This window comes from Humibacter sp. (genome assembly GCF_051954055.1).
Lineage (GTDB): Bacteria > Actinomycetota > Actinomycetes > Actinomycetales > Microbacteriaceae > Humibacter.
Map to the genome: position 1 here is coordinate 1 of NZ_JBQCIE010000015.1, position 25199 is coordinate 25199.

General features: G+C 67.9%; 23 protein-coding genes. 8 read left to right on the forward strand and 15 right to left on the reverse strand.

From position 1 onward, the window contains the following. The 3 genes from ACTHNC_RS01175 to ACTHNC_RS01185 form a co-directional block, all read right to left on the reverse strand. The coding region (locus ACTHNC_RS01175; RefSeq protein ID WP_440292756.1) for an ABC transporter substrate-binding protein at positions 1-956 on the reverse strand (956 nt) is incomplete at its 3' end. A gap of 68 nt (positions 957-1024) precedes the next feature. After that, entirely contained in the window at positions 1025-1954 is a 930-nt protein-coding gene (locus tag ACTHNC_RS01180) for a carbohydrate ABC transporter permease (RefSeq protein WP_440292757.1), read from the reverse strand. Further along, on the reverse strand, positions 1947-2888 hold the full coding sequence (locus ACTHNC_RS01185; RefSeq protein WP_440292758.1) for a carbohydrate ABC transporter permease: 942 nt from the start codon (positions 2886-2888) through the stop codon (positions 1947-1949). Before ACTHNC_RS01185 ends, ACTHNC_RS01180 begins: the two co-directional genes overlap by 8 nt. A 253-nt stretch (positions 2889-3141) precedes the next feature. On the opposite strand from ACTHNC_RS01185, the gene ACTHNC_RS01190 reads away from it, so the two are divergent. Beyond that, positions 3142-4149, forward strand: coding sequence for a LacI family DNA-binding transcriptional regulator (locus ACTHNC_RS01190; protein ID WP_440292759.1), 1008 nt, complete (start codon positions 3142-3144; stop codon positions 4147-4149). 180 nt (positions 4150-4329) lie between these two features. On the opposite strand, the gene ACTHNC_RS01195 is transcribed toward ACTHNC_RS01190, so the two are convergent. From ACTHNC_RS01195 to ACTHNC_RS01230, 8 genes are all read right to left on the reverse strand, one after another. Next, complete coding sequence (locus ACTHNC_RS01195; protein WP_440292760.1) at positions 4330-5895, reverse strand: right-handed parallel beta-helix repeat-containing protein; 1566 nt, start codon at positions 5893-5895, stop codon at positions 4330-4332. An 83-nt stretch (positions 5896-5978) separates the two neighbouring features. Then, positions 5979-8663 (reverse strand): exo-rhamnogalacturonan lyase family protein, encoded by a 2685-nt coding sequence (locus tag ACTHNC_RS01200; protein ID WP_440292761.1) that lies wholly within the window; start codon positions 8661-8663, stop codon positions 5979-5981. Continuing rightward, on the reverse strand, positions 8656-9309 hold the full coding sequence (locus tag ACTHNC_RS01205; protein ID WP_440292762.1) for a DUF1961 family protein: 654 nt from the start codon (positions 9307-9309) through the stop codon (positions 8656-8658). Before ACTHNC_RS01205 ends, ACTHNC_RS01200 begins: the two co-directional genes overlap by 8 nt. Continuing rightward, positions 9306-9980, reverse strand: coding sequence for a rhamnogalacturonan acetylesterase (locus ACTHNC_RS01210; protein ID WP_440292763.1), 675 nt, complete (start codon positions 9978-9980; stop codon positions 9306-9308). Before ACTHNC_RS01210 ends, ACTHNC_RS01205 begins: the two co-directional genes overlap by 4 nt. Continuing rightward, positions 9977-10918 (reverse strand): carbohydrate ABC transporter permease, encoded by a 942-nt coding sequence (locus ACTHNC_RS01215; RefSeq protein WP_440292764.1) that lies wholly within the window; start codon positions 10916-10918, stop codon positions 9977-9979. The genes ACTHNC_RS01210 and ACTHNC_RS01215 overlap by 4 nt, the downstream gene beginning before the upstream one ends. After that, complete coding sequence (locus tag ACTHNC_RS01220) at positions 10918-11904, reverse strand: ABC transporter permease (RefSeq protein WP_440292765.1); 987 nt, start codon at positions 11902-11904, stop codon at positions 10918-10920. The genes ACTHNC_RS01215 and ACTHNC_RS01220 overlap by 1 nt, the downstream gene beginning before the upstream one ends. A 63-nt stretch (positions 11905-11967) precedes the next feature. Next, positions 11968-13518 carry an extracellular solute-binding protein gene (locus ACTHNC_RS01225; RefSeq protein WP_440292766.1) on the reverse strand — a complete coding sequence of 517 codons (1551 nt, stop codon included), beginning with the start codon at positions 13516-13518 and terminating at the stop codon, positions 11968-11970. Positions 13519-13565: 47 nt separating this feature from the next. Next, positions 13566-14228, reverse strand: coding sequence for a YesL family protein (locus ACTHNC_RS01230; RefSeq protein ID WP_440292767.1), 663 nt, complete (start codon positions 14226-14228; stop codon positions 13566-13568). Between the two features lie 782 nt (positions 14229-15010). Between ACTHNC_RS01230 and ACTHNC_RS01235 the strand changes: the two genes are divergently transcribed. After that, positions 15011-15940, forward strand: a complete 930-nt coding sequence (locus tag ACTHNC_RS01235) for a 2-hydroxyacid dehydrogenase (RefSeq protein WP_440292768.1) — start codon at positions 15011-15013, stop codon at positions 15938-15940. 106 nt (positions 15941-16046) lie between these two features. On the opposite strand, the gene ACTHNC_RS01240 is transcribed toward ACTHNC_RS01235, so the two are convergent. Next, complete coding sequence (locus tag ACTHNC_RS01240) at positions 16047-17009, reverse strand: aldo/keto reductase (protein ID WP_440292769.1); 963 nt, start codon at positions 17007-17009, stop codon at positions 16047-16049. Positions 17010-17161: 152 nt separating this feature from the next. On the opposite strand from ACTHNC_RS01240, the gene ACTHNC_RS01245 reads away from it, so the two are divergent. Both ACTHNC_RS01245 and ACTHNC_RS01250 read left to right on the forward strand, forming a co-directional pair. Continuing rightward, complete coding sequence (locus ACTHNC_RS01245; protein WP_440292770.1) at positions 17162-18061, forward strand: FadR/GntR family transcriptional regulator; 900 nt, start codon at positions 17162-17164, stop codon at positions 18059-18061. Between the two features lie 40 nt (positions 18062-18101). After that, positions 18102-19463, forward strand: coding sequence for an alpha-hydroxy acid oxidase (locus tag ACTHNC_RS01250; protein ID WP_440292771.1), 1362 nt, complete (start codon positions 18102-18104; stop codon positions 19461-19463). 3 nt (positions 19464-19466) lie between these two features. On the opposite strand, the gene ACTHNC_RS01255 is transcribed toward ACTHNC_RS01250, so the two are convergent. Beyond that, positions 19467-19958, reverse strand: a complete 492-nt coding sequence (locus ACTHNC_RS01255) for a hypothetical protein (RefSeq protein WP_440292772.1) — start codon at positions 19956-19958, stop codon at positions 19467-19469. A gap of 136 nt (positions 19959-20094) precedes the next feature. Here ACTHNC_RS01255 and ACTHNC_RS01260 point away from each other — a divergent pair, with 136 nt between their 5' ends. The 3 genes from ACTHNC_RS01260 to ACTHNC_RS01270 are packed head-to-tail and all read left to right on the forward strand — an operon-like array spanning position 20095 to position 22005. After that, positions 20095-20601 (forward strand): sigma-70 family RNA polymerase sigma factor, encoded by a 507-nt coding sequence (locus ACTHNC_RS01260; RefSeq protein WP_440292773.1) that lies wholly within the window; start codon positions 20095-20097, stop codon positions 20599-20601. Then, the gene (locus tag ACTHNC_RS01265; RefSeq protein ID WP_440292774.1) at positions 20598-21380 is read left to right on the forward strand and encodes an anti-sigma factor family protein; all 783 of its coding nucleotides are present in this window, start codon (positions 20598-20600) and stop codon (positions 21378-21380) included. The genes ACTHNC_RS01260 and ACTHNC_RS01265 overlap by 4 nt, the downstream gene beginning before the upstream one ends. Before the next feature lie 19 nt (positions 21381-21399). Next, a complete protein-coding gene (locus tag ACTHNC_RS01270; RefSeq protein WP_440292775.1) occupies positions 21400-22005 on the forward strand; it encodes a COG4315 family predicted lipoprotein in 606 nt (201 codons plus the stop codon). A 78-nt stretch (positions 22006-22083) separates the two neighbouring features. On the opposite strand, the gene ACTHNC_RS01275 is transcribed toward ACTHNC_RS01270, so the two are convergent. Together ACTHNC_RS01275 and ACTHNC_RS01280 are read right to left on the reverse strand one after the other, a co-directional pair. Continuing rightward, positions 22084-23046: an acetylxylan esterase gene (locus tag ACTHNC_RS01275; RefSeq protein ID WP_440292776.1), complete on the reverse strand. Its 963-nt coding sequence runs from the start codon at positions 23044-23046 to the stop codon at positions 22084-22086. Between the two features lie 26 nt (positions 23047-23072). Beyond that, positions 23073-24374: a UDP-glucose dehydrogenase family protein gene (locus ACTHNC_RS01280; protein WP_440292777.1), complete on the reverse strand. Its 1302-nt coding sequence runs from the start codon at positions 24372-24374 to the stop codon at positions 23073-23075. 71 nt (positions 24375-24445) lie between these two features. On the opposite strand from ACTHNC_RS01280, the gene ACTHNC_RS01285 reads away from it, so the two are divergent. Continuing rightward, positions 24446-25189 (forward strand): hypothetical protein, encoded by a 744-nt coding sequence (locus ACTHNC_RS01285; RefSeq protein WP_440292778.1) that lies wholly within the window; start codon positions 24446-24448, stop codon positions 25187-25189. Positions 25190-25199 lie beyond the last annotated feature (10 nt).

The following is a 25199-nucleotide window of genomic DNA, read 5'->3' on the forward strand; positions in this document are numbered from 1 at the left end:
CCCTTCTTCGCATTGGACGTGTTCGGGAAGGGCATCATGTCGAGCTTCTGAGTCGGTGCTGCCGCCTGGAACGCGGTGAGGTTCGACGGCAGGAACGTCATCGCCACCTTGCCCGTTGCGAGGTCCGACTGATCGAGGTTCCCGGTCGAGCCCTCGGCGAGTTGCGATGCGGTCGGCGTCACACCGTCCTTGATCTGGTCCAACGCATACTGCCAGTAGCTCGCGAGCACCGAGGGCTTGAGAACGACGTCACCCTTCTGATCGAAGAGCTGATTTCCATGCTGGCGCGCCCACAGCGTCAGCGAAGGGGTGTCCCCGCCGAACGGATCGAGCCCACGCACCTTTCCGCCCGACTTCTCGGTGATCTGCTTGGCAACGCGGTTCAGGTCGTCCCAGGTCCAGGACTTCGAGTCGGGCAGCTTCACCCCGTACTTCTCGAGCAGTGTGCGATTGACGGCGACGCCGATCGAGTTCAAGCCGATGGGCACCGCGTAGAGCTTGCCCTGGTACTCGCCAGTGGCCAGCACGTTCTTCGACAGCTGCGACGTGTCGATGTACTTGCTGTAGGTCTTCAGGTCGGCGATGGCGCCGCGCTGTGCGTACGAGGCGACGTACAGCTGATCGAATTGCATGACATCGGGAGCATTGCCACCCGCCACAGTGGTCGCGAGCTTGTCCCAGTAGCTGCCCCAGTCCGTCGACTGCAATTTGACGGTGATGTTCGGATGCTTCTTCTCGAAGAGCTTCACGGCTGCCTCGGTCGCCGTGACTCGAGCACCAGCGCCCCACCAGTAGAGCGAAATGGTCACGGGCCCCTTGCTGAGTTTCGGACCGTCGTCGGAAGTGCTGCCGCCGTTCCCGACGGCGCATCCGGTCAGGGCAAGTACCGATGCGGCGGCGACCGCGATGGTGCCGACGATGCGTGAACGCAAACGCGATCTCGTCTGCCGTTTCATGATTCTCCTTCGAATGGTTTTGGTAACAGTGGTGCGAATGAGAGGGCGGCGGTGGTCGACGCCTCCGCCTACTTGCCTCCGGTGGTCGCGATGCCTCGCAGGAGGAACCGCTGGCCGAACAGGAACGCGAGGAAGACCGGGACCAGCGTGACGACGCTCATGGCGAAGAGCGCGCCGAAGTCGGACTGTCCGGTCGGGTCGATGAACTGCCGGAGTGCGACGGATGACGTGTACTTGTCGGGCGCCGTCACGAAGACCAGCTGGCTGAAGAAGTCGTTCCACGTCCAGATGAAGGTGAAGATCGCGGCCGTCGCGAGTGCAGGCTTCATGAGCGGGAGGATCATCTGCAGGAAGATGCGCGCATGACCGGCGCCGTCGATGCGCGCAGCCTCGTCGAGTTCGCGAGGAATGCCGCGGATGAACTGCACCATGAGGAAGACGAAGAACCCGTCGGTCGCGAGGAACTTCGGCACGATCAGCGGCAGGAACGTGTTGATCCAGCCGAGCTGTGCGTAGATCACGTATTGCGGGATGATCAGCACCTGGATCGGGAGCATCATCGTGACGAGCATTGCGGCGAAGGCCCACCGTTTGAACCGGAACCTGAGCCGGGCATACGCGTACGCGGCGAGCGAGCAGCTGAACAGGTTGCCCACGATCGCTCCGAGCACGATGATCGCCGAGTTCAACAGGTACACACCGAACGGCTGTTGGAGTGCGCTCCATCCGTTCGTGTAGTTCTTGTACGCGAACGTGTTCAGCACGAGGCTCGGGTTGTTGAAGATGTATCCGTCGGGCCGCAGGGAGCTGGCGACCATCCAGAGCACCGGGTACAGCATGACGACGCTCAAGACGATCAGCAGCGTGTGTCTGCCGATACTCGCAATACGCTGCCGGCGGAGCAACGCCATGCGTGCGGGGCTTCCGGAGCCGCGGTCGGCGGCTCGTGACGAGGAGCGGGATGCTGCGGGGCGCAGCGCGGTCGGCTGATCAGTCATCGTAGAAGACCCAATACTTGGAGGCCCAGAAGTTGATCGCGGTGGCGGCGCCGACGATCAGCAGCAACAACCAGGCGATGGCGGATGCGTAACCCATCTGCAAGCTTCCGAACGCCTTCTGGTAGAGGTACAGCGTGATGAAGAGCGTCGAGTTGGTCGGACCACCCGAGCCGTTCGAGATCACATAGGCCTGCGTGAACGACTGGAACGCTCCGATCACCCCGAGCACGAGGTTGAAGAAGACGATGGGGCTCAGCAGCGGCAGTGTGATGGATCGGAATTGGCGCCACCTGCCGGCGCCGTCGGTGGACGCCGCCTCGTAGAACTGTTGAGGGATCTGGCGCAGCCCGGCGAGGAAGATCACCATCGGTGCGCCGAACGTCCACACGTGCAGGATGATCAGGGTGCCGAGGGCCGTGTCCGGTGACCCGATCCATGACGGTCCATGGATGCCGAAGATGGCGAGGAAGGCGTTGAGCAGGCCGTCGCCTCCGAACACCAGGCGCCAGAGCACGGCGATGGCGACACTGCCTCCAAGCAGCGAGGGCAGATACAGCACCGATCGGTAGAACGAGAGGCCGCGCATGCCTCGATCCAGCAGCACCGCGATGGCCAACGCTACGGCGAGCTGCAATGGCACCGAGATCACGACGTACGTCAGCGTGACGATGAGCGAACTGCCCAGATCGGAGTCCTGCAGCATCCGCTCGATGTTCGTCAGTCCGGTGAATTCTGGGTTCTGCAGGAGGTTGTAGTTCGTGAACGACAAATACAGCGATGCGATGATCGGGCCGAGCGTGATCGCGAAGAAGCCGATCAGCCAGGGCGCGAGGAACACTACGGCTGCCTTGTTGTCCTGTGTCTCGGACTTATCGCGAACCCGCTTCGCTCCCTTCGGGAGTTTCAGTGCGCGCAGTTCGTTCAATGCGCTCATCCCGGGCTCCGATCGCCGGGTCCAACAGTGAAAGGCATGGTGCACATCTCCTTCGACGGCGTGCTCCTGAAACGAACCGATGCTGTCGGCCCGGTTGTGCTACGTAGCACGCGTGCCACCGTAATTCTCTTTTGCTACGTAGCACAAGAGTGTGGCAAACGTTTGCCAAATGCTCGCCCCATCACCGCCGGCAGTACCCTGAGCGCAAGCCCGGACGATGCCGCGGCGAGGCTCGTGAACACAGGAGGTCTCGATGGCGGTGACCGCTCACGATGTGGCCAAAGCGGCCGGTGTGTCCCAGCGCACTGTCTCCAACGTCGTCAACATCCCGGAACGCGTGGGGTCGGAGACGCGCAAGCGAGTGCAGGCGGCTATCGCTGAATTGGGCTACCGGCCCAATCCGCACGCGCGCGGCCTCAGGACTCGGCGCACCGGGGTGATCGCCTTCGTCGTGCCTGAGCTGGACATCCCGTATTTCTCCGACCTCGCTCGATCACTGATTCCCGAGCTGGATCGACGCGCTCTGACGCTCGTGGTCGACCAGACCAACGGCGACCCGGCGCGCGAGCGCGCCGTTCTGCGGGGCGGCTCGGTCTCAGCAACCTTCGACGGAGTGCTGCTGAACGCGCTCAATCTGACGGCTGCAGACATCGAGGCAGCCGCGGCATCCCAGCCGATCGTCCTTCTCGGCGAGGAGGATTACGGGCCGAGCGTCGACCAGATCGCCGTGGATGGCGTGGAGGCCGCGTATGTCGCCACGCGGCATCTCATCGAAACCGGCCGCACCCGCATCGCAGCACTCGGACGGCAGAGTCGGGAAGCAGGAACCACGGCGCAGCGCGAAGCGGGATTCGTCAAGGCGATGGAAGAGGCGGGACTCGATCCGTTCCGATACATGACCCTCGTTGAATACACGCGAGCGAGTGGAGCGGCGGCGATGCGGTCGATGCTAGAAGGTACCGACCCGCCCGACGGGGTCTTCTGCTTCAACGATCTCCTCGCATTGGGGGCGATGCGGGCGGCATGGGAACTGGGCCTGCGCATTCCCGAGCAGGTAGCGTTCGTCGGGTTCGACGACGTCGAAGACGGCCGTTATGCGATGCCTTCGCTGACGAGCGTCGCGCCCGACAAAGCGACGATCGCGAGGCGAGCAGTCGAGATGCTCACCGAACGCATCGCCGGACACACCGGACCGGGCAGACGCGAGCGAGCGGGCTTCGAACTCGTCGTGCGAGAGTCGTCGGCGCCGTTGGAAGCTTGATCCGAGACTGCGGTCCCGCGGCCGAGACTACGGTTCGGCCGTCGACGCTACGGTTGCGCGCGCGAGACTACGGCCGACGACCATAGTGTCGGTCGCCGAACCGTAGTCTCGACGCGCGTGGGCCGGGCAGGCGCCGCGTGAGCGGGGCAGGCGCCGCGTGGGGCGGGCCGCGCGAGACGCCTACGCGGTGAGCGCGCCCGCCACTAGCGTCAGCGTCTCTGCCGCGTACGCGCTGACGTGCTTCGCTGACTGAGCATCCAGCTCATTCGTGAAGGCGCCGAGCTCGCGCTCCTGCAGCTTCTCGACGAGGCTGTCCGCGACGCCCTGGCTGTCGATGTCTCCCGACTGCACGTACACCCCGATCAGCTTCTGCAGAGTGGAGTACACGTCGCCCTTGTCGGCGAGGTAGCCGAGCCCGGCCGTCTGCGCCGCCGAACCTTCGACGGGCTTCAAGAAGTTCACGTCGGGGAGGCTGCCGTCGGCCTTCCTGGGGGCGGTCAGCTGCTGCATGTCGACGCTCTCGAAGTCGGAGGCCGTCAGGCCGAGGCCGCCGTTCAGCGTCCACGAGTTGTTCGTCTCGTTCGCGGCAGGGGTGTTGTCGTTCATGGTCAGCGGGCCGGTGAACGCGAGGTTGTTGTGCAGCACCTCCCGGTAGCCCGCGATGTTGTCGGGGCTGGTCGGGCTCACGCGCTCCAGCATGTTGAAGTCGGCACCGTAGCCCGGCTTGTAGCCGGTGTTGTTGATCCAGTAGGCCGACTGCCCAGGCTGGTGGTTCGCATAGAAGTTGTTCGCGCCGTTGTCGGCGGCGAGCGAGTCGATGACGGTGTGCAGCGGGATCGGATCCGGCAGCCCGCTGGTCGCGTAGGCGAATCCGCCGACCTTGAAGCCGTTCTGGTCGCCGATGCCGTTCTGGTTGCCGTGCATGTCGAACGACCAGTCGTCGATGTACGCCACCCGGCCGTGCGAGGAGATGCTGTCGAATCCGTCGTCGCTGTTGTGCCAGGAGCGGTCGCCGATGAACCACACGTTCTTGGCGTGGGCACCGAATCCGTCCGTGTTCCCGGCAGCGGTCACAGTAGGCCCGATGTTGTCGTGGGAGTCGCTGTTCAGCACGACCCCGGTGCCGTCCATCGTGTAGTAGAAGCCGTTCGCCTCGTTGCCGTACGCGGCCATGTCGACGAAGTTCGCGCCGCCCGCGATGCGGAACGCCTCTGACTGCTTCTGAGCGCCGACCTTCACGCCGGTCACGTCGAATCCCACGAAGTTGACGTCGGTCACGTTCGTCTGGATGTAGAAGGCGGCCACCCGCTGATCGGTCGGCACGTTGCTGAAGTCGAACACCGGCCTCGGGTCACCGGGGTACGCCTCATACGTGATTCCGCTCTTATAGATCGGGTTCACGTAGTGGTAGACGTCTTCGAACGGGTTGTTCGTCTCGGGGATGGTGAACTGGTTGTACACGCCGCCCCGGATGTACACCACGTCGCCGGCGGACGCCGCTGCTTGCGCTCGCATCAGCGTCTTGAACGGGGCATCCTTCGTTCCGGGGTTGTTGTCGTCGCCGGTCGGCGAGATGTAGTACGCGTGCGAGCCCGGCGACGTCGTCTTCGTCAGCACGTTCAGTACCGACAGCGCGGAATCCTGCGAACCAGTCGCCGGGGACGACGCCGCGTGCGCCGCGATGGGTGTGAGCAGAAGGCCGGCGACACAGGTCCCGGCGACGGCGATGCGTTTGATGCTTCTCAAGTTCACTTCTCCTTTGAATACGTGTTCGTGTGAATGTGCGTTCGTTCGTCGTTCGTCTTCTTCAGGTGCGAAACCGTTCGCACTCATGCCGCTCCGCGCTCGGTGATCGCCTCCCCCACGAGTGCCAGGTTCTGGATGGCCGCGAGCCCGAACTGCGCCGCAGCGTTCGTGGACACCCGCTCGGCCTCGTCGACCGGTGCGAGCACCTCGGGCGGGAGCACGGTGCGAACGTGCAGCACGGCATCCACGTCGTGGAAATCGCCGCGGGCGAGGAACTCGCCGCTCGCATCGAACGCCCGCCACACCCGCCTGGCCAGCTCGGCGTCGCCGGCGTAGTGGGCGACGTAGGCGAGCAGTCGGCTGTGCGCCTGAGTGAGGTTGGTGCCCTGCAGCACCTGTCCGACCGCGGCGAGCTGCTCCTCCTCGGTGGCGAGGAACAGGCGGCAATACTGCAGCCAGGCATCCCGGAACCCGGGCACGTCGACGAGGGCGATCAGCTCGCTGCACATCTCGACGAGGCCGAAGACGGCGCTCAGGTGCGAGACCGCGATGCGATCGCGGGACGTGTCGAAACGTCCGGTGGAGAGGTCGTAGAGCGCCTCGCCCGTGAGGAACCCGTGCGGCAGCGCGCCGATGTCGGTCATCGTGCCGAGCAGCCGGTCGCGGGACCATTCGTCGCCGAACCGCTCCCACTCGGTCAGCCAGGTCGCGGCGAGCGCACCCCAGTCCGTGCCGAGTCCGATGGCCAGCGCGTGCTGATCGGGGCGGTAGGTGGCGGCATCCGTTCGCACCTTGCGCGTCGGGTCGAGCGCGAGGAACGTGCGGTCGCTGTCGCGCAGCTCGTGCAGCAGGTCCCCGGTGCGCTCGTCGGCGGTGAGGTAGTAGAAGAAGCGGCGGTACGCCGGGTTGCTGATGCGCAGCTGCTTGGCGCTGCATCCCCAGTGCTGCACGTTGTGCCGCGACCCGAGCCCCTTGAACCTGCCGGCGTGGTAGGTGTCGACCTCGCCGGTGTGGCGGGTCATCGCCTCGGCCATACGGAAGACATCCTTGCGTCCGGTGCGCAGGAACGCGTACCAGAGCCACAGGTCGGGCGAGAGCTCGGAGTTGTCCCACGCGTAGCCGCCCACGTCGTATCGCCACACGTGCCGGTCGCGGTCGTAGGTGTGCATGATGTCGCCGAAGTTCCAGAACCCGTACCAGCGGCGCTGGTCGACCTGATCGCGGTAGAACGCGAACAGCGCGTCGAGCTGGTCCTCCAGCAGCGCGCGCTCCGGCGTGCTGCGGTCGGGCAGGCTCCAATCGCCGAAGACGCCGGCGGAACGGATGCTCGCGGGCGCGGTGGCGAGCTGCGGCGGGTCGGCGACGAGGCCCGCGTGCTCGGCGAACAGCGTCGTCGCGGGCGTGGCGTCGTACGGTCGCAGCCACAGCTCGTGCGTGCGGCCGATGCCGTGCGCGTCGCCGAACCCGGGCTCGTAGTCCTCGTACGTGATTTCGAGGCCCTCGAGCTGGGTCTCGTAGTCGTCCTGGCCGAGCCCGTCGTGGTAGAACCGCATGTCCATCGGCTCGGCCTCCGGCGAGTGCAGCCACGCGGTCAGCGTGCCCTCGTCGCTCGCGGCGTCGCGCACATCCAGCTGCACCGGGTACGACTGCCAGAAGTCGCGCACACCTACCCCGACGCCGCCGGTCACATCGCCGAGGTAGGCGTAACCGGCAGCCCTGGTTCCGGCCGTGATGCCGACCCAGGCGTGGCCGGCCGCGGTGCGTTTGCGCAGCGTGAAGCCGTCGGCCGTGGGCTGCGACAGCGTCACGTCATTCCACGCCGGGATGAGCTCAAGCCGCCGCGACACGGCCGGCGCCCACTCGCCGACGGGAGGGGTCGGGATGCCTGCAACCTGCGCCCGCCGCACCGCCTCGCCCGGGTCGCGTCGCAGCCCGGTGATGCCGCGCACCGCCTCGGCGAACACCCCGCCCTCCGCGCCTGCCATGCGCACGTGCCGGTCGTGCAGCTGCTCGCGCAACGGGACCGAGACGCGAAAGCCCAGCCCTGCGAGGAAGTCGCGCTCGACGTCGCCGTCCCACACGAACGAGTGCACGATGCGGATGCCCGCCAGCCCCGCCGTGAAGTACAGCCGCACCGTGAACGGCAGCCAGGCGCGGTCCCCGTCGACGGCACGATGGATGCCCTCGACGCGCACCACGGCGCGCACCGGCCCCTGCTGCTCCACCTCGACCGAGGAGACCTCGCCCTCGAACGCGACGCGTTCGCGGTAGTCCTCCGTCTCCGGCGGCGTGGTCTGCAGCACGCTCACCAGGCGCGCGTCGCGAGCGACCTCGCGTCCGGCGATGCGGACATCCGCCACGAGGGCGGGACCCGACGCCGGCACCACGAGCGACACCGCGCCGGTGTCGACGCGCACGCCATCGGGTTCACTCGTGACGTGGAGGGAGGAAGCGGCATTCACCGGAGCGACGCCCGATGCCCGCCTCACCCGGTACCCGTTCCGCGCGTCCGCGGTCGCCGCGGCCGCCCACTTCAGCGATCCGTCCGGCCAGGTGGCGAGCGGCCACAGCTGCGCCTGCACCGGGTCGCCCGTCTCGTCGACCACCTCCAACTCACCGACGGATGCGAAGGTGCCGCGCGGCAGTGGCGCCCCGAACGCGACCGCGCCCTCCAGCTCGCGCGGCGGCTCGTCGCCGAGCCAACGAACGTCGACGCCGTCGAATCCGGCATGCACCGCCGTGGTCTTGTCGTTCATGGTGTCAGTCATGCAGTGAGGTCACCTCGAGATCTCGGTAGGCGGCACGCAGGGGTGCCATGTGGCGGAACCCGACGCGCCCGGCGCCGAGAACGTCGCCGCTCTCGTCGTTCCAGGCGAACAGGGTCAGGTCGTCGATGCCGAACCGCACCGACGGGCCGTCCTTCTCGACGTGAACGCGGTAGAAGCCGTCGACGTCGGCGATTCCGGGCAGCGGGTCGGCTCCCTGGGCGACGAGCTGGAACCCGGGCGACTTGCGCAGGTTGCTCGTCGTGAAGCGGCGCTCGGTCGGCCATTTGCGACGGTAGTACGACGCGTGCAGCGTGCGGATGTCGCCGGAGTGGTACTGCGGGTAGTAGCCGGTTCGCGGCTTCAGCTCCGGCGAGAACAGGTCGGCGCGGATGCCCGTGGCGGCGAAGAACACCATCGCGAGGCCCTCGTCGGTCAGCGGGCGGAACGACCAGGACACCCGGATGCCGTCGGGCAGCTCCCGCGGGCACCACACCGTGAAGTGCGCGTGGTCGCCGAGTTCCGCCTCGTCTGCGGTGCTGAACAGCTCGAGTCCGTGCTCTCCGTCGGCCGACCCCATCGGACCCTCGGCAACCCAGTCGGCGATGTCGGCCTGCCCGCTCAGCGGGTTGCGGTAGAGCACGGTCACGGGCGCACCTTCCACTTGCCCCACGCCGGTTCGTGCTCTCCGACCCGACGGATGCCGTCGAGCGAGCGCGCGACGAATCGGGCGACGGCGTGGGCGCCGTCGTGGCTGAAGTGCGTGTTGTCCGCGACACCCTCCGGCCACGCTGGGGACACCCCTGGTGAGAGGTGCACGAACAACGCCTGCGACCGCTCCTCGCCGAGCCACTCGTACAGCCACCGGGTGAAGGCGTTGGCGTCGATGAGGTGCACGTCCTGCTCGTTCGCCAGGTCGCGCACGGCCTGCGGGTACGCGCCATGTGTGCGCCGCAGCCGCCCGTCCTCGAACAGCCGCCGCTCCACTGACGTGAGCAGCACGGGTTCCGCCCCACGTGCCCGCACGTCACGCACGAAGGACTCGAGGTTTCTGCGGTACCCGCCACAGGCATCCAGGTGCGGCTCCTTCTGGTCGTTGTGACCGAACTGGATGAGTACCCAGTCGCCGGGGTGCAGGCCCTCGAGCAGGGCATCCCACCGCCCCTCCGCCACGAACGAGCCGGTCGTCGCGCCGCCCACGGCGAGGTCCCGAACGTCGTCGCTCACGTAGTCGGAGAGGTGCTCGCCCCAACCGGTCAGCGGGTCTTCCTCCGGCTTCGCGGGGGCGACGGTGGAATCGCCTGCCAGGTGGATCGTCATCCCTTCACGGCTCCGATCAGCATCCCCTTCGCGAAGTGCTTCTGCAGGAACGGGTAGAAGATCAGCACCGGGATGGTGGAGACCACGACCACCGCGTACTTCACGCCCTCGGACGGCGGGATGTAGCCGGGCTGGTCCTGCTGCGCGGTCTGCAGGTTCGATGCGCTGGTCACCTGTTGCAGGAACATCTGCAGCGTCCACATCGAGCTGTCGTTGAGATAGAGCAGCGGCGACATGTAGTCGTTCCAGATCGCCACCGCGTAGAAAAGGGCGAATGTCGCCAGCACCGGCTTGGACAGCGGAAGCGCCACCCGCCAGAACACGCCGAAGTCGGTCGCGCCGTCCACCCTCGCTGCCTCTTCCAGCTCCGATGGAAGGTTCTGGAAGAAGTTCTTGATGATGATCAGGCTGAACGGGTCGATCGCCAGCGGCAGGATGAGCGCCAGGTAGTTGTTCAGCAGGCCGAGGTTCTTCACGACGAGGAACGTGGGGATCATGCCGCCGGAGAACACCATCGCGAACACGACCCCGCTCATGATGATGTTGCGGCCGGGCAGCCCGCGCTTCGACAGCGGATAGGCCATCAGCACGGTGAGGAACAGCTGCACCACTGTGCCGACCGCGGTGACGACCACGGTCGTGATCAGTGCGCGCGGGAACGCGGGCGTCGAGAAGATGGAGTTGTACGCCTCGAACGTGAACGCCTTCGGCCAGAGGAAGAAGGCGCTCGACTCGAGCTCCGTCTCCGGCGCGAACGAACGCACCAGGACGAACACGAACGGGAACAGCGCGACCAGCCCGATCGCGGTCAGCAGCGCGAAGTTGAAGACGTCGAAGACCTTCCCCGCCCTCGTGTTGTAGCGGTATCGCTCCGGCTTGATCCGGGTGCGTCGTCTGGTGCCGCTCACCGTGGTGAGCGCTCGTGTCGCCGTCGTCATCAGAAGATCCCGTCCTGTCCGAGTCGCTTGGCCACCCAGTTGGCGCCGCCGATGAGGATGACCCCGACGATCGCCTTGAACAGGCCGACCGCGGTGGCGTAGCTGTACGAGCCCTGCGAGATGCCGACGAAGTAGACGTAGGTGTCGAAGACATCCGCGACGCTGCGGTTGAGCGAGTTCGTCATCAGGTAGATCTGCTCGAACCCGGTGTTGAGGATGGATCCCATCGAGAGGATCAGCATCACGACGATGGTTCCGCGGATGGCCGGCAGCGTGACGTGCCACATCCTGCTCCAGCGGCCGGCGCCGTCGATCACGGCGGCCTCGTACTGGTTGGGGTCGACGCCGGCGAGCGCTGCCAGGTAGATGATCGTGCCCCATCCGGTGCTCTTCCAGATGCTCTGCAGGATGATCAGCGGCCGGAACCAGCCGGGCGACGTGAGGAAGTCGACGTGGGTGCCGAAGACTCCGTTGAAGAAGTTGAACAGCACGCCGGAGCCCTGCGCGAACAGCAGGTAGGTCAGGGCCGCGACGATGGTCCAGGCCAGGAAGTGCGGGATGTAGATCAGCGTCTGCACCGACCGCTTGAGCACCGTGAGCCGCAACTCGTTCAGCAGCAGCGCCACCACGATCGTCAGCGGGAAGCAGATGAACAGGTTCAGGCCGGCCAGGATGAGCGTGTTCGAGAGAAGGCGCACGAAGTCCGGCGACCCGAACAGGTGCTGGAACTGCGCCCATCCCGCCCAGGGGCTGCCGAAGATGCCGAGGAACGGCACGTAGTTCTTGAACGCGATCACCGCGCCGCCCATCGGTGCGTACCGGAAGATCACGAAGTACGCCACTCCGGGCAGCAGCATCAGGTAGAACCACTTGTAGCGGTTCATCGTCGCCAGCCATCGGCGTTTCCGTCGCGGGGCCCGGAGCGGCGGGGGCGTCTCACGCACCAGCAGCGACTCCGTGACCGTGTCGAGCTTCTGTATCGACATCGTGTGCCTCGTGTCTCGTCCTGGGTGGCGGGCCGGTTCAGCCCGGCCCGCCACCGGATCGGGCTACTTCTTGGACTTCTTGTAGAGGTCGTTCGTCTCGGAGATCACCTGCGAACCACCGCTGGACTTCCACTGCTGGATGGCCGCCTTCAGCTGGTCGAGGCTGTCCTGGCCCGAGATGTACTTGAGTCGCGCGTCGACGATGATGTTGTCGAGCGTGGCGCCCTCCTGTGCGTACGTGTTGGAGACGAATGCCGCCGCCGGGTTGTACACCGCGTTCTTGGTGTCGGCGTTCATGGTCTTGATCTCGGCGTCGTACTGCTGCTGGTCGTAGGCGTTCGGCTGTGCCGGCGGGTAGAACTTCGAGCCGTTCACGTTCGTGCCCAGCTGTGCGTAGCTCGCCACGATGGCCGTCAGGTTGGTGCCGTCCGTGGTGGTGATCGGGAGGGCACGTCCGTCCTTGACGGTGAAGTTCTGTCCCTCGAGGCCGTTGTTCATGATGATCTGGGCCTGCTTCGAGTTCATCTTGTTCAGCACCGAGAGCACGCCCTTGAGCTGCGCCACGGTCTTGACGGATGCCTTCGGGATGGCGAGGAACCCGGAGTAGCCGGGCGTCGGCAGCGCGTGCATCTTGCCGTCTGGCCCGATGAGGTTGCCGGTCACCGCGACCATGTTCTGGTAGGTCGTCGGGTCTTGCTTCTCGAGAAGACCGTTGATCTGGCGCGCCCGGGAGTACGTGTCGATGATGATGCCGGCCTTTCCGGTGAGGAATGGCTGGTTCCAGTCGACGGAGTCGAGCGTGGCGTAGTCAGGGTTCACGTATCCGCCCTGAACGAGCTTCTTCTCGAAGTTCAGCGCATCGATCCACTTCGGGTTCGTGAAGGTCGGCTCCAGCTTGCCGCCGGTCTGGTACCAGTCGTTGCCCGCGCCGTACCAGGTCTCGATGGCGTCGTACGGGCTGTTCGTGGCGAACCCGCCAGGCCACTTCGGAATCGCGATGCCGTACGTGTCCTTCTTGCCGTCGCCATCCGGGTCGTCATCGGTGAACGCCTTGGCCACCTTGAGCAGATCGGCGGTGGTCTTGGGCATCGAGAGGCCGAGCTTCTTCAGCCAGTCCTTGCGGACCATGACCGCGGTGCGCATCACGTCACGGGCGCGGAAGACGCCGTAGACCTTGCCGTTGATGCTGGACGCCTCCTGCACCTGCGGCTCGTTGGTCTTCAGATTCGGGTAGTCCTTCAGATAGTCAGTGAGGTCCCAGAACGCGCCGGCCTCTGCGTTGCTGACGAAGCCCGAGTCCTTGCCCTGGATGACCATCACGTCGGGGATGTCGTTGCTCGCCAGAGTGATGTTCGTCTTGTCGCCGTACGAGGAGTTCGGCACCCACGTGACGTCGAGCTTGGTTCCGATCACCTTCTCCAGCGCCGCGCCGACCGGGTTGTCGGCGGCCGGCGCCTGCGTGCTCAGGTAGGGAGCCATGACCGTCAGCGTCGACAGCTTGGCCGCCGTCGACGCTGTCTTGGGCGTCGAGGACGTGCATCCGGTGAGCGCCATCGCGGTGGCGCAGAGAGCTGCGGCCGAGGCCAGCACCGCTCTTCTCCGAGTTGTTTTCATCGTGGGAATCTCCTTCTGCGATTGGATGTGGTGATGGATGGATGTCGTCAGGCGTCCTGCTGAACGCGGGCGTCGTTGGCGGCGAAGAGCGTGAGGCAGAGCGCGGTGTCGAGGTAGATCCAGGCGCCGACCGAGACGAACCAGAACAGCGCGGGCACGATCGCCGTGACGAGCACGACGGCCGCGGCGAGCGCGACCAGCAGCACGATGGCCCACGGCATGGCCAGGGCGAAGCGCAGTGCGGTCGTCAGGTAGCGCCGCCTGGGCAGCTCGTAGTGCGCGTACATCGGGCCGAGCACTCCGCCGGCTCCGATCACGAGCACCGAGACCGCGACGAGCACGGCGATGAACGGCCACGGCGCGTGCGAGTCGATCGCGTACGCCCAGCTGAAGACGAGCGAGCCGATCACGACGACCACGGGTGCGAACACCAGGTTCGCGGTGCCCCACTGCGTGCGGTACTCCCGCCAGAAGTCGCGCACGAAGCGGATGCCGTCCCCGCGCATCCGCCGTCGCGCGAGGGTGTGCGCCGCCGCCGTCGCCGGCCCTGCACCGAGCACCACGCCGCCGAGCAGGGTGCCGACGAACCAGGCCAGGTTCAGTGCGGCCATCCACGTGACCGCGCCGCAGGCCGCGTAGGCCAGCTGCGCCAGTCCCGACGCTTCGCGGTGGCCCGTGCCGCCGCCCTCGTTCACGCGACCGATCGTCATGGCATGCTCCTTCGCATCCGTTCCGTCATGTCTTTCGGGTGCCTACGACGGGTACTGCGCGAGGGTCCAGTTGTCGCGCTGCACGTCGGCGTCGGCCTGGCCTGGGATGGATCGACGCACTGCCACCTGAGCCTCCTTGCTCATCGCGTTGTCCGCTGCGCACGGCGAATCGACCGTGCGGCAGACCGTCTGCGCGCACGCCGAATCGCCCCGCGTGAACGGCTTCGGATCACGCCGGCGCACTCCGGAAAACGCTTTCCCGAGATTGAATGGTTTCAATATATAGCGATGCCCCCGGGCGAGGTCAAGCCCTGTTTCGCAACAAGTCCCCGTTCAGGGGTGGACACGCGCACGAAGTCGCCGGTCAGCGGCCGATTCGATGAATCGATCCACATGCGGCTCGTGTCGGCCCGCAGCGCGCGTCCGTGTCCCTGCGGCCCGTCCGTGTCCGCGCGGCCCGTCCGCGTCGCGCGGCCCGTCCGGGTCGGTGCGGCCGGTCCGTGTCCCTGCGGCCCGTCCGTGTCACCGCGGCCCGTCGGCGTCACCGCCGCCCGTCGGCGTCACCGCCGCCCGTCCGTGTCCTGCGGCCCGTCCACCTCCGCGGAGGCCGAGACTATGGACACCGCATCCTGACTACGGTCAAAGTCCGTAGTCTGGACACCCGGGCCGTAGTCTCGATGACGGGAGGCCAGCCTCGGCACGCAAACCGTAGTCTCGGCATCCAGGACCGGAGTGCGGACGTCTCTCCATGCCGCCTGCGCTCACGCCGTAGGGTCGAAGGCGTGAGCATCGTCGTCAGCGTTCCCGGATCCGCCCTGCTGAACACCTACCAGGCGCTACCCGGACCGTTGCCGCAGGGCGTCGAGTTCGTGAAGTGGGACCTGACGTCACCCCCACCGCGCGACCGCTTCGACATCGTTGTGCCGCCGTACATGGGCGGCATCGCGGTGCTCGCCGCGCTCGAGGGCGTGCACGCCGAGCTCGTACAGAGCCAGTCGATCGGATACGACGGGGTGGCATCCGTGCTGCCCGCCGGCTTCGTGTTCGCCAACGCGGCCAGCGTGCACGAGACATCCACCGCGGAGCTCGCGCTCGCGCTCATGCTCGCGAAGCAGCGAGGCATCCCGGACTTCGTGCGGGCCGCGGAGCGCGGCGAGTGGGCGCCGGAACGCCTCGCCAGCCTCGCCGACCGTCGCGTGCTGATCGTGGGATACGGCGGGGTCGGCAAGGCCATCGAGGCCAGGCTCGCCGGGTTCGAGGTCGAGATCACGCGCGTGGCATCCCGTGCCCGCGACGAGGGCGATCTGCACATCCACGGCATCGACGAGCTCCCCGCGCTGCTGCCGCGCGCCGACATCGTCGTCGTCGGAACACCGCTGACGGATGCCACCCGCCACCTCGTCGACGACGAGTTCCTCTCCGCGCTCCCCGACGGCGCCCTCGTCGTGAACGTCGCGCGCGGAGCGGTCGCGGACACGGATGCCGTGCTGAAGCACGCGACAGAGGGCCGGCTGCGGTTCGCGCTCGACGTGACCGATCCGGAGCCGCTGCCTCAGGGGCATCCGCTGTTCGCGCTGCCCAACGTGCTGATCTCGCCGCACGTCGGCGGTGCCTCGAGCGCGATGATGCCGCGCATGGCCCGGCTGCTGCGGCGCCAGATCGAACGGATGCTCGCGGGCGAGCCGCCGCTGAACGTCGTGCTCCGCACCTAGCACCCCCCTCCGCCGAGCCCGTAGATTGTCGTCGAGCCACCCCGCGATTCGCGTGAGTGGAGGGGCGGCGCGACGACAAAACGCCGGCTCGACAGCACGAGCCGCGCTATGCGGCGGCGTCGTCCTCCGCGGAGGATGCGTCGGCCAGCGCCGCCACCTCGTCGGCGCCCAGGCGCAGCGTGACGGACTCCAGCAGCGCAGGTAGCTGCTCTACGGTGCGTGCACTCGCGATCGGCGCAACGACCGTCGGCTGCTCGCGCAGCCAGGCGAGCGCAACGGATGCCACGGATGCGTCGTGCCCGGCCGCGACCTCGTCGAGGGTGGCGAGCACGCGACGTCCGCGGTCGTCGAGGTACTTCACCGCACCGGCGGCGCGGGCGCTGTCGACGTCGACCCCGTCGCGGTACTTGCCGGTGAGGAACCCGCTCGCGAGTGCGAAGTACGGAACCACGCCGAGCCCGAAGCGCTCCGCCCGCTCGCGGAGCCCGTTCTCGAAGTCGCGCTCGACCAGGTTGTAGTGCGGCTGCAGCGCGACGGCGCGGTGCAGGCCGTCGCGCTCGGTCACCGCGAACCATTCGTCGATGCGCTCCGGCGTGTAGTTGGAGATGGCGATCGCCCGCACCTTGCCGGCATCCACCAGCTCGGAGAGCGCGCCGACCGTGTCGGCGAGTGGGATGGCCGGGTCGTCGAAGTGCGCGTAGTACAGGTCGAGGTGGTCGACCTGAAGGCGGCCCAGCGAGGCATCCGCCGCTGCCTTGATGTTGCTCGGGGCGAGCCCCTTGAAGTCCGGATGCGTGCTGACCTTCGTCGCGATCACGAACGAGTCCCGGTCGGTGCGGCGTGCCAGCCAGCGGCCGATCGCGCGCTCGCTCTCTCCGCCGTGGTTTCCGGGCACCCAGTGCGAGTAGCCGTCCGCGGTGTCGATGAAGTTGCCGCCGGCATCCGCGTACGCATCCAGCACCGCGAAGGACTGGTCGTCGTCGGAGGTCCAGCCGAAGACGTTGCCGCCGAGCGACAGCGGGTAGACCTCGAGGTCGGATGAGCCGATGCGGGTGCGCGGTGCAGACATGGATTCTCCTTCGTGGCGTGCGCCGGTGGTTGCTCTACGATGCAACGCGGTTCGGGCTCGTGCATTCCGCGGCGTCATCCATCGTCATCGCGCAGGCCCGTGTGGTCAGACCACAGTGCTACGCTTCTGTGGTCGGACCACAGGAGGTGCTCATGGCGGCGCTACACGAGCGGGAAGGCGGTGCAATCGTGCCGGACGCCACCGCGCCACGCGCTGCCGCACCGGACGCCGCCGTCCAGGAGGCCACCCCGCAGAGCACCGCGCGCGCCGCCGCTCCAGAAGCCGCGCCGCCGGCATCCCGCGCCTGGCGGGTGGCCCTCGAGCACATCGAATCCAGGCTGCTCAGCGGCGAGCTCCGGCCCGGCGACCACCTCCCTCCGGAACGCCAGCTCGCCACCGATGTCGGCGTCGCCCGCTCGTCGGTGCGCGAGGCGATCCGCGTGCTCGAGGTGCTCGGGCTCGTGCGCACCGCTACCGGCAGTGGGCCGAACGCCGGCGCCATCATCGTCGCCTCTCCGGATGGCGGCATGAGCGCCGTCATGCGCCTGCACGTCGCCGCGCAGGGATTCCCGGTGGCCGACGTGGTCGAGGCGCGACTCGTGGTGGAGCCCGCGATCGCGGCGCACCTCGCCCGCACGCGGGCGCGAGCCGCGAACGGCGGGAACGCTGCGGAGGGCGAGCGCGGTGGCGGTGCGGTGAACCTGCAGCGGGCATCCGCTCTGCTCGACGCCATGGATGTGCCCGACCTCGAGCCCGCGGAGTTCCTCGCGCTCGACGCGCGATTCCACGTGGCGCTGGCCGAGGCATCCGGAAACACGGTGCTGAGTGCCACGATGGCGGGGCTCCGCGACTCGATCGAGGGCTACGTGCTGCAGGCGGTGCCCAACCTGCCCTCGTGGTGGGCGACGTCGGCGAGGCTGCGCGCGGAGCATCGCGGCATTCTGCAGGCGATCCGCGACGGCGACGCGACGGATGCCGCCCGCCGCGTGCACGCGCACGTCGCCGGGTATGCGGCGGAGTCGCGCCTCACGAACGAACCATCCAAGAGCTAGCCGACGAACGACGGCACCACTGACCGACGAAGGAGACAACATGGTGCAACGACAGCTGCCGCAGGTGCGCGAGCTCGCCGCCCTCATGCAGTTCAAGAAGCCGCAGCTGAGCGCGAAGAAGCGACGCCTCGACTCGGCGCTGACCATCCAGGATCTCCGCCGCATCGCGCAGCGCCGCACGCCGAAGGCCGCCTTCGACTACACCGACGGATCGGCCGAGGGCGAGATCAGCCTGTCGAGGGCGCGGCAGGCGTTCGAAGACGTGGAGTTCCACCCCGGCATCCTGCGTCCTGCTGTGGATGTCGACACCACGTGCCAGATTCTCGGCGGCCCCTCCGCGTTGCCGTTCGGCATCGCCCCGACCGGCTTCACGCGGTTGATGCAGACCGAGGGCGAGATCGCGGGAGCGTCGGCGGCAGGCGCCGCAGGCATCCCGTTCACGCTGTCGACGCTCGGCACGACCTCGATCGAGGACGTCAAGGCGGCCAACCGTACCGGCCGCAACTGGTTCCAGCTGTACGTGATGCGCGACCGCGAGATCTCGTATGGGCTCGCACGCCGCGCGGCGGCGGCGGGCTTCGACACGCTCATGTTCACGGTGGACACGCCGATCGCCGGCGCCCGGCTCCGTGACAAGCGCAACGGGTTCTCGATTCCGCCGGCGCTGACGCTGCGCACGATCGTGAACGCCATCCCGCGTCCGTGGTGGTGGATCGACTTCCTCACCACGCCCCCGCTCGAGTTCGCGTCGCTGTCGTCCACGGGAGGCACGGTCGGCGACCTGCTCGACGCCGCGATGGATCCGACGATCAGCTACGACGACCTGGCGACGATCCGCGGAATGTGGCCGGGCAAGATCGTCATCAAGGGCGTTCAGAACGTCGAGGACTCGAAGCGCCTGATCGACCTCGGCGTCGACGGCATCGTGCTGTCGAACCACGGCGGACGCCAGCTGGACCGGGCCCCCGTGCCGTTCTGGCTGCTTCCGGATGTCGTGCGCGAGGTCGGCAAGGACGCCACGGTCATGGTGGACACCGGCATCATGAACGGCGCGGACATCGTGGCATCCGTCGCGCTCGGCGCGAAGTTCACCCTGATCGGCCGCGCGTACCTGTACGGCCTGATGGCCGGCGGACGCGAGGGGGTCGACAAGACGATCGACATCCTCCGCACACAGCTGGTGCGCACCATGCGACTGCTCGGCGTCTCGAGCCTCGAGGAGCTGAACCCGTCGCACGTGACGCAGCTCACGCGCCTCATGCCGGTGTCCCGCGCCATGACGGAAGCGGCGGATGCCTCGACTCCCCGACCGCGCGCCTCGGCATCGCGCTCCCGCGCCGGCACATCGAGCAAGGCCACAGCCACTGCGAAGACGACGAGCGCGGCCGCGGCCAAGAAGTAGGCGCTACCGGCTCTGCAGGAGGGGACCCCACACGGCACGGGCCCCTGCGTCGCCGATCAGCGCGATGTCGATCACGGACCCCACGGCGATGACGACGGCCGCGATGCCGATCAGAATCCGGATGCCCACGAGAGCCGTGCCGGTCACCCGACCCTCGAGCATCCGTTCGCCGAATCTCGTCCACAGCCACTCGATGAGCGCGACGATGAACAGCGGGATGACCCAGCCGAGCAGGGTGTTGCCGAGATCGGCGTGCTTCTGGATGGCCGGCGTCACTCCGGTGACGGCCTCGAGCGCCTGACCCGCGTTCACCGTGATCGGGGTGAGCACGAGCACGACGAGGGCGGCGAGTGGGGTGACGATCCCGAGCCGGCGCGCCGCGGCCGGCCACAGCGCGTGCAGCAGCACGGCGAGCGCGGTCAGCGGCGTGAGAACGACCACTGCATGCACGAGCAGGATGTGCAGCGGCAGGCCCAGGAACGTGTACGAGTCCATAGCCGTGAAACGTAGTGCACGCTCCGATGGTTCAGCTTTGCACGCCGCGTTGAACCGAACGGGCCCACGCCTCGTGTCTGAAGTGACCCGCCTCGCCGCGCGCCGGCGGGCGCGGAAGAATGAACGCGGAGGCGACATGGGCGCGGATGACGCGGCACTGCTTCGTGCTCTGCACGACGAGCATGCGCCGGCCCTGTGGCGGTACGTGGTCTCGCTCACCGGCGACACCGCGCAGGCCGACGACATCGTGCAGGAGACCCTGCTGCGCGCTTGGCGCAAGCCGAGTGTGCTCGACCAGAGCGAGACATCCGCTCGTGCCTGGCTGTTCACGGTGGCGCGCAACCTCGTGATCGACGGGGTGCGAAGCGCGCGACACACGCATGAGGTGACAACGGACGTGCTTCCGGATGCCCCGGCACCCGACGACACCGATGCCCGCCTCGACGCGTGGCTGATCGCGGATGCGCTCACGTCGCTGTCGCAGGAGCATCGCGCCGTGATCGTGCACGCGTACTACGGCGGACGTTCCACGGCGGAGATCGCCAAGGAGTTGAGCATCCCGGAAGGAACGGTGAAGTCGCGCATGCATTACGGGCTGCGAGCGCTGCGGCTCGCGCTGCAGGAGAAGGGGGTGACCCGATGAACGACCACGAGGCGCAGGACCGCGCAGGCCACGCCGAGCACGAACGGTTCGCGGAGTGGGATGCCGCCTACGTGCTCGGGTCGCTCTCCCCCGCCGATCGACGCGCGTACGAGGAGCACCTGGCGAGCTGTCCGATCTGCTCCGCCTCGGTACGTGAACTGGCCGGCGTGCCCGGGCTGCTTGGCGCGCTCCCCCGTGACGAGGCGATGGACCTGCTTCTCACCTCATCGACGGATGCCGCGCAGTCGGACCACGCGTCACCCGACGCCGCTCCGCCCGACCTCGTTCCTGCACTCCTGCACCGGGTGCGGCGCCGCAGGCGGGTGCGTCGCTGGTCGGTGGCCGGCGCGATCGTGGGAGCGGCCGCCGTGGCTGCGGCGTTCGCCCTCGTGGTGCCCGCCGTGGTGAGCGCACCGCCGCCGGCGACCGTGGCGACGAGCCTGCACCAGGTGGGCAGCGCATCCTCGAGCCCGCTTCAGGCGCAGGTCACGCTCACCTCGAAGAAGTGGGGCACGTCGATCGGCATGGTCTGCATCTGGAAAGCGGACTCGAGCTGGTCGCCCGACTCCGGCAGCGCATCGCGCTGGGATTACGGGCTCTGGGTCGTCGCCCGCGACGGTACAACCGACCGCGTCGCGACGTGGTCTGCCGGCCCCGGCGATGTCGTGCGCACGACGGACTCCACCGCGATCCCCGTTGCGAGCATCGCGCGCATCGAGCTCCGCGCGCTCGACACGGGGGCCGTGCTTCTCGCCGCGCCGGTGCATCCGACCTCCTGAGCGACGCGCAGCGGCCGCGGTGAACCGAACGGCGGCCGGGCACGTGGTCTCGGCGGGCGGCGCTCTTTCGGCGGCGCCGGCATCCACGGAAGGACTCATCGTGCGCAGAACAATCGCACCAGCACTGGCCGCGGCGGCGATCGCCGTCTTCGCTCTGGCTGGGTGCACCTCTGGCGGCTCCGCCGGCGGCTACTCGGCCGGATCGTCGCCCAGCGCATCCGCTTCGGCGTCGCAGGGGGGCAACGCGTCCACCTCGAACGACCTCGGCACGGCGACCACGTCGCTCGGCACCGTGGTGGTCGACGACAAGGGACTCACCGTCTACGTGTTCGACAACGACACGGCGAACTCGGGCAAGAGCTCCTGCACCGGGGCATGCCTCAACGCGTGGCCGCCCGTCACGAGCAGCTCGGCGACGCCCAGCGTGAGCGGCGTGACCGGCAAGGTCGGGACCATCGCGACTCCGAGCGGCAAGCACCAGATCACGCTGAACGGACTGCCGCTGTACACCTACTCCGGCGACGGTACCAAGGGCGACGTCAATGGCCAGGGAGTGCAGGGCATCTGGTGGGCGGTGTCGCCGTCAGGCGACAAGGTCACCGGCAGCAGCAAGAGCGGTTACTGACGATTGAGGCGAGAGCCAAGCGAGCTTGCTCGCTTGGCCGAGCCGATTGAGTCAGTTGAGCGGCGCCAGCCGCGATCATTAGAACAGCGTCCGCAGGGTGGCGAGCATCCGCTGATCGTCCTCGAGCTGGCCGCCCTCGTGGCCGTTGTACGGCCAGACGACGATCTCCTTGGATGCCCCGGCGTACGCGTTGAACGCCCCGAACACCGTCGAGGGCGGGCAGGTGGCATCCATCAGCGCGGTCGAGAACCAGGCGGGAGCCTTCGCGCGCTTCGCAAAGTTCACCCCGTCGAAGTAGCCGAGCACGGAGTGCACCGCGGCGACCCGGTCGCGGTGCACGGCGAGGTAGTTGCCGATCTCCTTGTAGGGCATGTTGTCGGTGATGACGGATGCGCGCGGAAAGTCGCACAGGAACGGAACGCGCGGGAACGCCGCCGCGACGTCGGGCACGAGCCCGGCGACCGCGAGCGTGATGCCGCCGCCCTGGCTGCCGCCCGCGATGACGACCCGGTCGGAGTCGACGACCTGCAGCGAACGGGCGGCCTCGACGGCGCGCACGGCATCCGTGAAGAGCCGGCGGTAGTAGTACGTGTACGGGCTCTCGATGCCGCGGGTCATCACACCCGGAACGGACGGCCCGCTGCCGTCGGGGTCGAACGTGTCGCCGAGCCCCCAACTGGAGCCCTGGCCGCGGGTGTCCATGAAGAAGTGCGCGAAGCCGGCGGATGCCCAGAGCAGGTTCTCCAGAGCGTGACCGCGCCCGCCGCCGTACCCCTGGTACTGCACGATCGTCGGCAGCGGAGCGGATGCCCCGGCCGGCACCCGCAGCCACGCCTTGATCGGCTGTCCGTGGAAGCCGTTGAACGTGACGTCGTACAGGAGGATCGAGGTGAGCCCGGTGTCGACGGGCGTCGCCACGACGTCGAGCGGGAACGACCGGGCGTCGTCGAGAGTCTCGGTCCAGAACGCGTCGAAGTCGTCGGGCTCGCGCTGTTCGCTGGTGTACGTGCGGAGTTCGTGCTCGGGGAGGTCGGTGAACATCGCACCAGGATATGGGGCGGCGCGCCTCAGCTGCGGCCCATCCCGCGGTAGCGCCAGCCGGCCGCGGTCCAGGCGTCGCGGTCGAGCGCGTTGCGTCCGTCGATCACGATCGGCTGCGCCACGAGTTCGCGTGTGGCGACCGGGTCGAGCCCGGTGTACTCGGGCCACTCGGTGACGAGGATGACGAGGTCGGCGTCTCGCAAGGCATCCTTCGTCTCCTCCGCGTACTCGAGCTGCGGATGCCTCGCCCTCGCGTTCGCGACGCCCCTCGGGTCGGCCGCGACCACGTTCGCGCCCAGTCCCTTGAGCGCTACGGCGACGTCGAGCGCCGGGGAGTCGCGAACGTCGTCCGAGTGCGGCTTGAACGTGACGCCGAGCACCGCGACCTTGCGTCCGACGACGGATCCGCCGAGCTCCGCCGTCGCCAGGTCGACCACGCGGCGACGCCGGCGGAGGTTGATCGCATCGACCTCCTTGAGGAACGCCAGTGCCTCGCTTCGACCCAGCTCGTCTGCCCGGGCCGTGAACGCGCGGATGTCTTTCGGCAGGCATCCGCCGCCGAAGCCGACGCCTGCGTTCAGGAACCGCCTGCCGATGCGATTGTCGTAGCCGAGGGCATCCGCCAGTTGCGTGACGTCGGCCCCGGTCGCCTCGGCGATCTCGGCCATGGCGTTGATGAACGAGATCTTCGTGGCGAGGTAGGCGTTCGCGGCCACCTTGACGAGTTCGGCCGTCGCGAGGTCGGTGACCATTCGAGGCGTGCCCTTCTCCAGCGCGTGCGCGTACACCTCGTCGAGCACGGCGACGGATGCCTCGTCCCCCGTCTCCACGCCGTACACCAGCCGGTCGGGCTCCACGGTGTCGCGCACCGCGTAGCCCTCGCGCAGGAATTCCGGGTTCCACAGCAGCCGTGCTCCCGTCGGACGGATGCGCTCGGCGAGTGCCGCGGAGGTGCCCACCGGGACGGTGCTCTTGCCGACGACGACGTGCCCTGGCTCCAGGTGCGGGAGCAGGGCATCCACCGCGGCATCGACGAAGCGCAGGTCGGCCGCGTTGCCGTCGCGCGTCTGCGGCGTCCCGACCGCGATGAAGTGCACGGTGGCCTCGGATGCCTGCGAAGCATCGGTCGTGAACCGCAGCCTGCCTGAGGCGATGGACTCGGTCAGCAGGTCAGACAGGCCCGGTTCGTAGAACGGCGGCCGGCCGACCGCGAGCGCCGCGATCTTCGCCTCGTCGATGTCGATGCCGATCACGTCGTGCCCGAGCTGGGCCATCGCGGCCGCGTGCACGGCACCCAGGTAGCCGCATCCGGTCACCGAGATTCTCATGGAGTCGAACGTACCGTGCGGTGACTGCTCCCCATCGGCAGCAGGGTCTTCGACCGCCTATCATTCGACGCATGGCTGCAGAGATTCCGGCGGGTTGGTATCCGAATCCGTGGAATGACGCGGAGGAGCTCTACTGGTCCGGTGTGGAATGGACCGGCATCTCTCGCGCAGCCCATCGCGTCGCTCCGCAGCAGGGGATGCCTGAGGCATCCGTCGACGTCGAGGACTCCACGGTCATGCGTCCGGTCGGCCCCGCGGCGGCCGCCGTGCACGCTCCGCCGGTCGTCGCCCCGCCGTCGGACGCTCCACCACCCGCTCCCCAGCAAGGGCCGAATCCGTTCGGCCCGCCGGCGTACGCGCCGCCGGCCTACGGGCCACCCACCTACGCACCCGAGTACTCCGCTCCGCAGTATGGGGCCGACCACTCCACCCCGCCGTACGCGCCCGCGTACTCCGCGCCGCAGTACGCGCCGCCGCCCGCGCCGCCTCACACCGATGAACCGGACGCGACCAGTATCCGCTGGGCTCTGAGCGCAGGAACGCCGCCGCAACCCGCGGTGAATCCGCGCGCGAAGTTCGGCTTGATCGCCATGATCGTCGGGATCGTCGCCGCGGTCTTCGCGGTCATCCCCGGTCTCAGTTTCGCGGCCTGGATTCCGGCGTTCTTCGCCATCGCCTTCGGCATCGTCGGATACCTCGGCGGACGGCCCAGGGCCTTCGCTCTCACCGGGATCATCGCCGGCGGTGCTGCTCTCGCCGTCGGCACCGCGGTGTCGATCTGGTTCCTCACGCAGCTCGGCGTTCTAGCCGGCTGACGCCACGCTC

What these genes read in the sequence shown, in the direction of transcription:
- ACTHNC_RS01265 (WP_440292774.1), top strand. Translation starts at nt 20,598, where the DNA reads ATGAACGACCACGAGGCGCAGGACCGCGCAGGCCACGCCGAGCACGAA.
- ACTHNC_RS01285 (WP_440292778.1), top strand. Translation starts at nt 24,446, where the DNA reads ATGGCTGCAGAGATTCCGGCGGGTTGGTATCCGAATCCGTGGAATGAC.
- ACTHNC_RS01200 (WP_440292761.1), bottom strand. Translation starts at nt 8,663, where the DNA reads ATGACTGACACCATGAACGACAAGACCACGGCGGTGCATGCCGGATTC.
- ACTHNC_RS01230 (WP_440292767.1), bottom strand. Translation starts at nt 14,228, where the DNA reads ATGACGATCGGTCGCGTGAACGAGGGCGGCGGCACGGGCCACCGCGAA.
- ACTHNC_RS01240 (WP_440292769.1), bottom strand. Translation starts at nt 17,009, where the DNA reads ATGTCTGCACCGCGCACCCGCATCGGCTCATCCGACCTCGAGGTCTAC.
- ACTHNC_RS01185 (WP_440292758.1), bottom strand. Translation starts at nt 2,888, where the DNA reads ATGAGCGCATTGAACGAACTGCGCGCACTGAAACTCCCGAAGGGAGCG.
- ACTHNC_RS01250 (WP_440292771.1), top strand. Translation starts at nt 18,102, where the DNA reads ATGGTGCAACGACAGCTGCCGCAGGTGCGCGAGCTCGCCGCCCTCATG.
- ACTHNC_RS01180 (WP_440292757.1), bottom strand. Translation starts at nt 1,954, where the DNA reads ATGACTGATCAGCCGACCGCGCTGCGCCCCGCAGCATCCCGCTCCTCG.
- ACTHNC_RS01255 (WP_440292772.1), bottom strand. Translation starts at nt 19,958, where the DNA reads ATGGACTCGTACACGTTCCTGGGCCTGCCGCTGCACATCCTGCTCGTG.
- ACTHNC_RS01210 (WP_440292763.1), bottom strand. Translation starts at nt 9,980, where the DNA reads ATGACGATCCACCTGGCAGGCGATTCCACCGTCGCCCCCGCGAAGCCG.
- ACTHNC_RS01220 (WP_440292765.1), bottom strand. Translation starts at nt 11,904, where the DNA reads ATGTCGATACAGAAGCTCGACACGGTCACGGAGTCGCTGCTGGTGCGT.
- ACTHNC_RS01245 (WP_440292770.1), top strand. Translation starts at nt 17,162, where the DNA reads ATGGCGGCGCTACACGAGCGGGAAGGCGGTGCAATCGTGCCGGACGCC.
- ACTHNC_RS01275 (WP_440292776.1), bottom strand. Translation starts at nt 23,046, where the DNA reads ATGTTCACCGACCTCCCCGAGCACGAACTCCGCACGTACACCAGCGAA.
- ACTHNC_RS01280 (WP_440292777.1), bottom strand. Translation starts at nt 24,374, where the DNA reads ATGAGAATCTCGGTGACCGGATGCGGCTACCTGGGTGCCGTGCACGCG.
- ACTHNC_RS01190 (WP_440292759.1), top strand. Translation starts at nt 3,142, where the DNA reads ATGGCGGTGACCGCTCACGATGTGGCCAAAGCGGCCGGTGTGTCCCAG.
- ACTHNC_RS01260 (WP_440292773.1), top strand. Translation starts at nt 20,095, where the DNA reads ATGGGCGCGGATGACGCGGCACTGCTTCGTGCTCTGCACGACGAGCAT.
- ACTHNC_RS01225 (WP_440292766.1), bottom strand. Translation starts at nt 13,518, where the DNA reads ATGAAAACAACTCGGAGAAGAGCGGTGCTGGCCTCGGCCGCAGCTCTC.
- ACTHNC_RS01215 (WP_440292764.1), bottom strand. Translation starts at nt 10,918, where the DNA reads ATGACGACGGCGACACGAGCGCTCACCACGGTGAGCGGCACCAGACGA.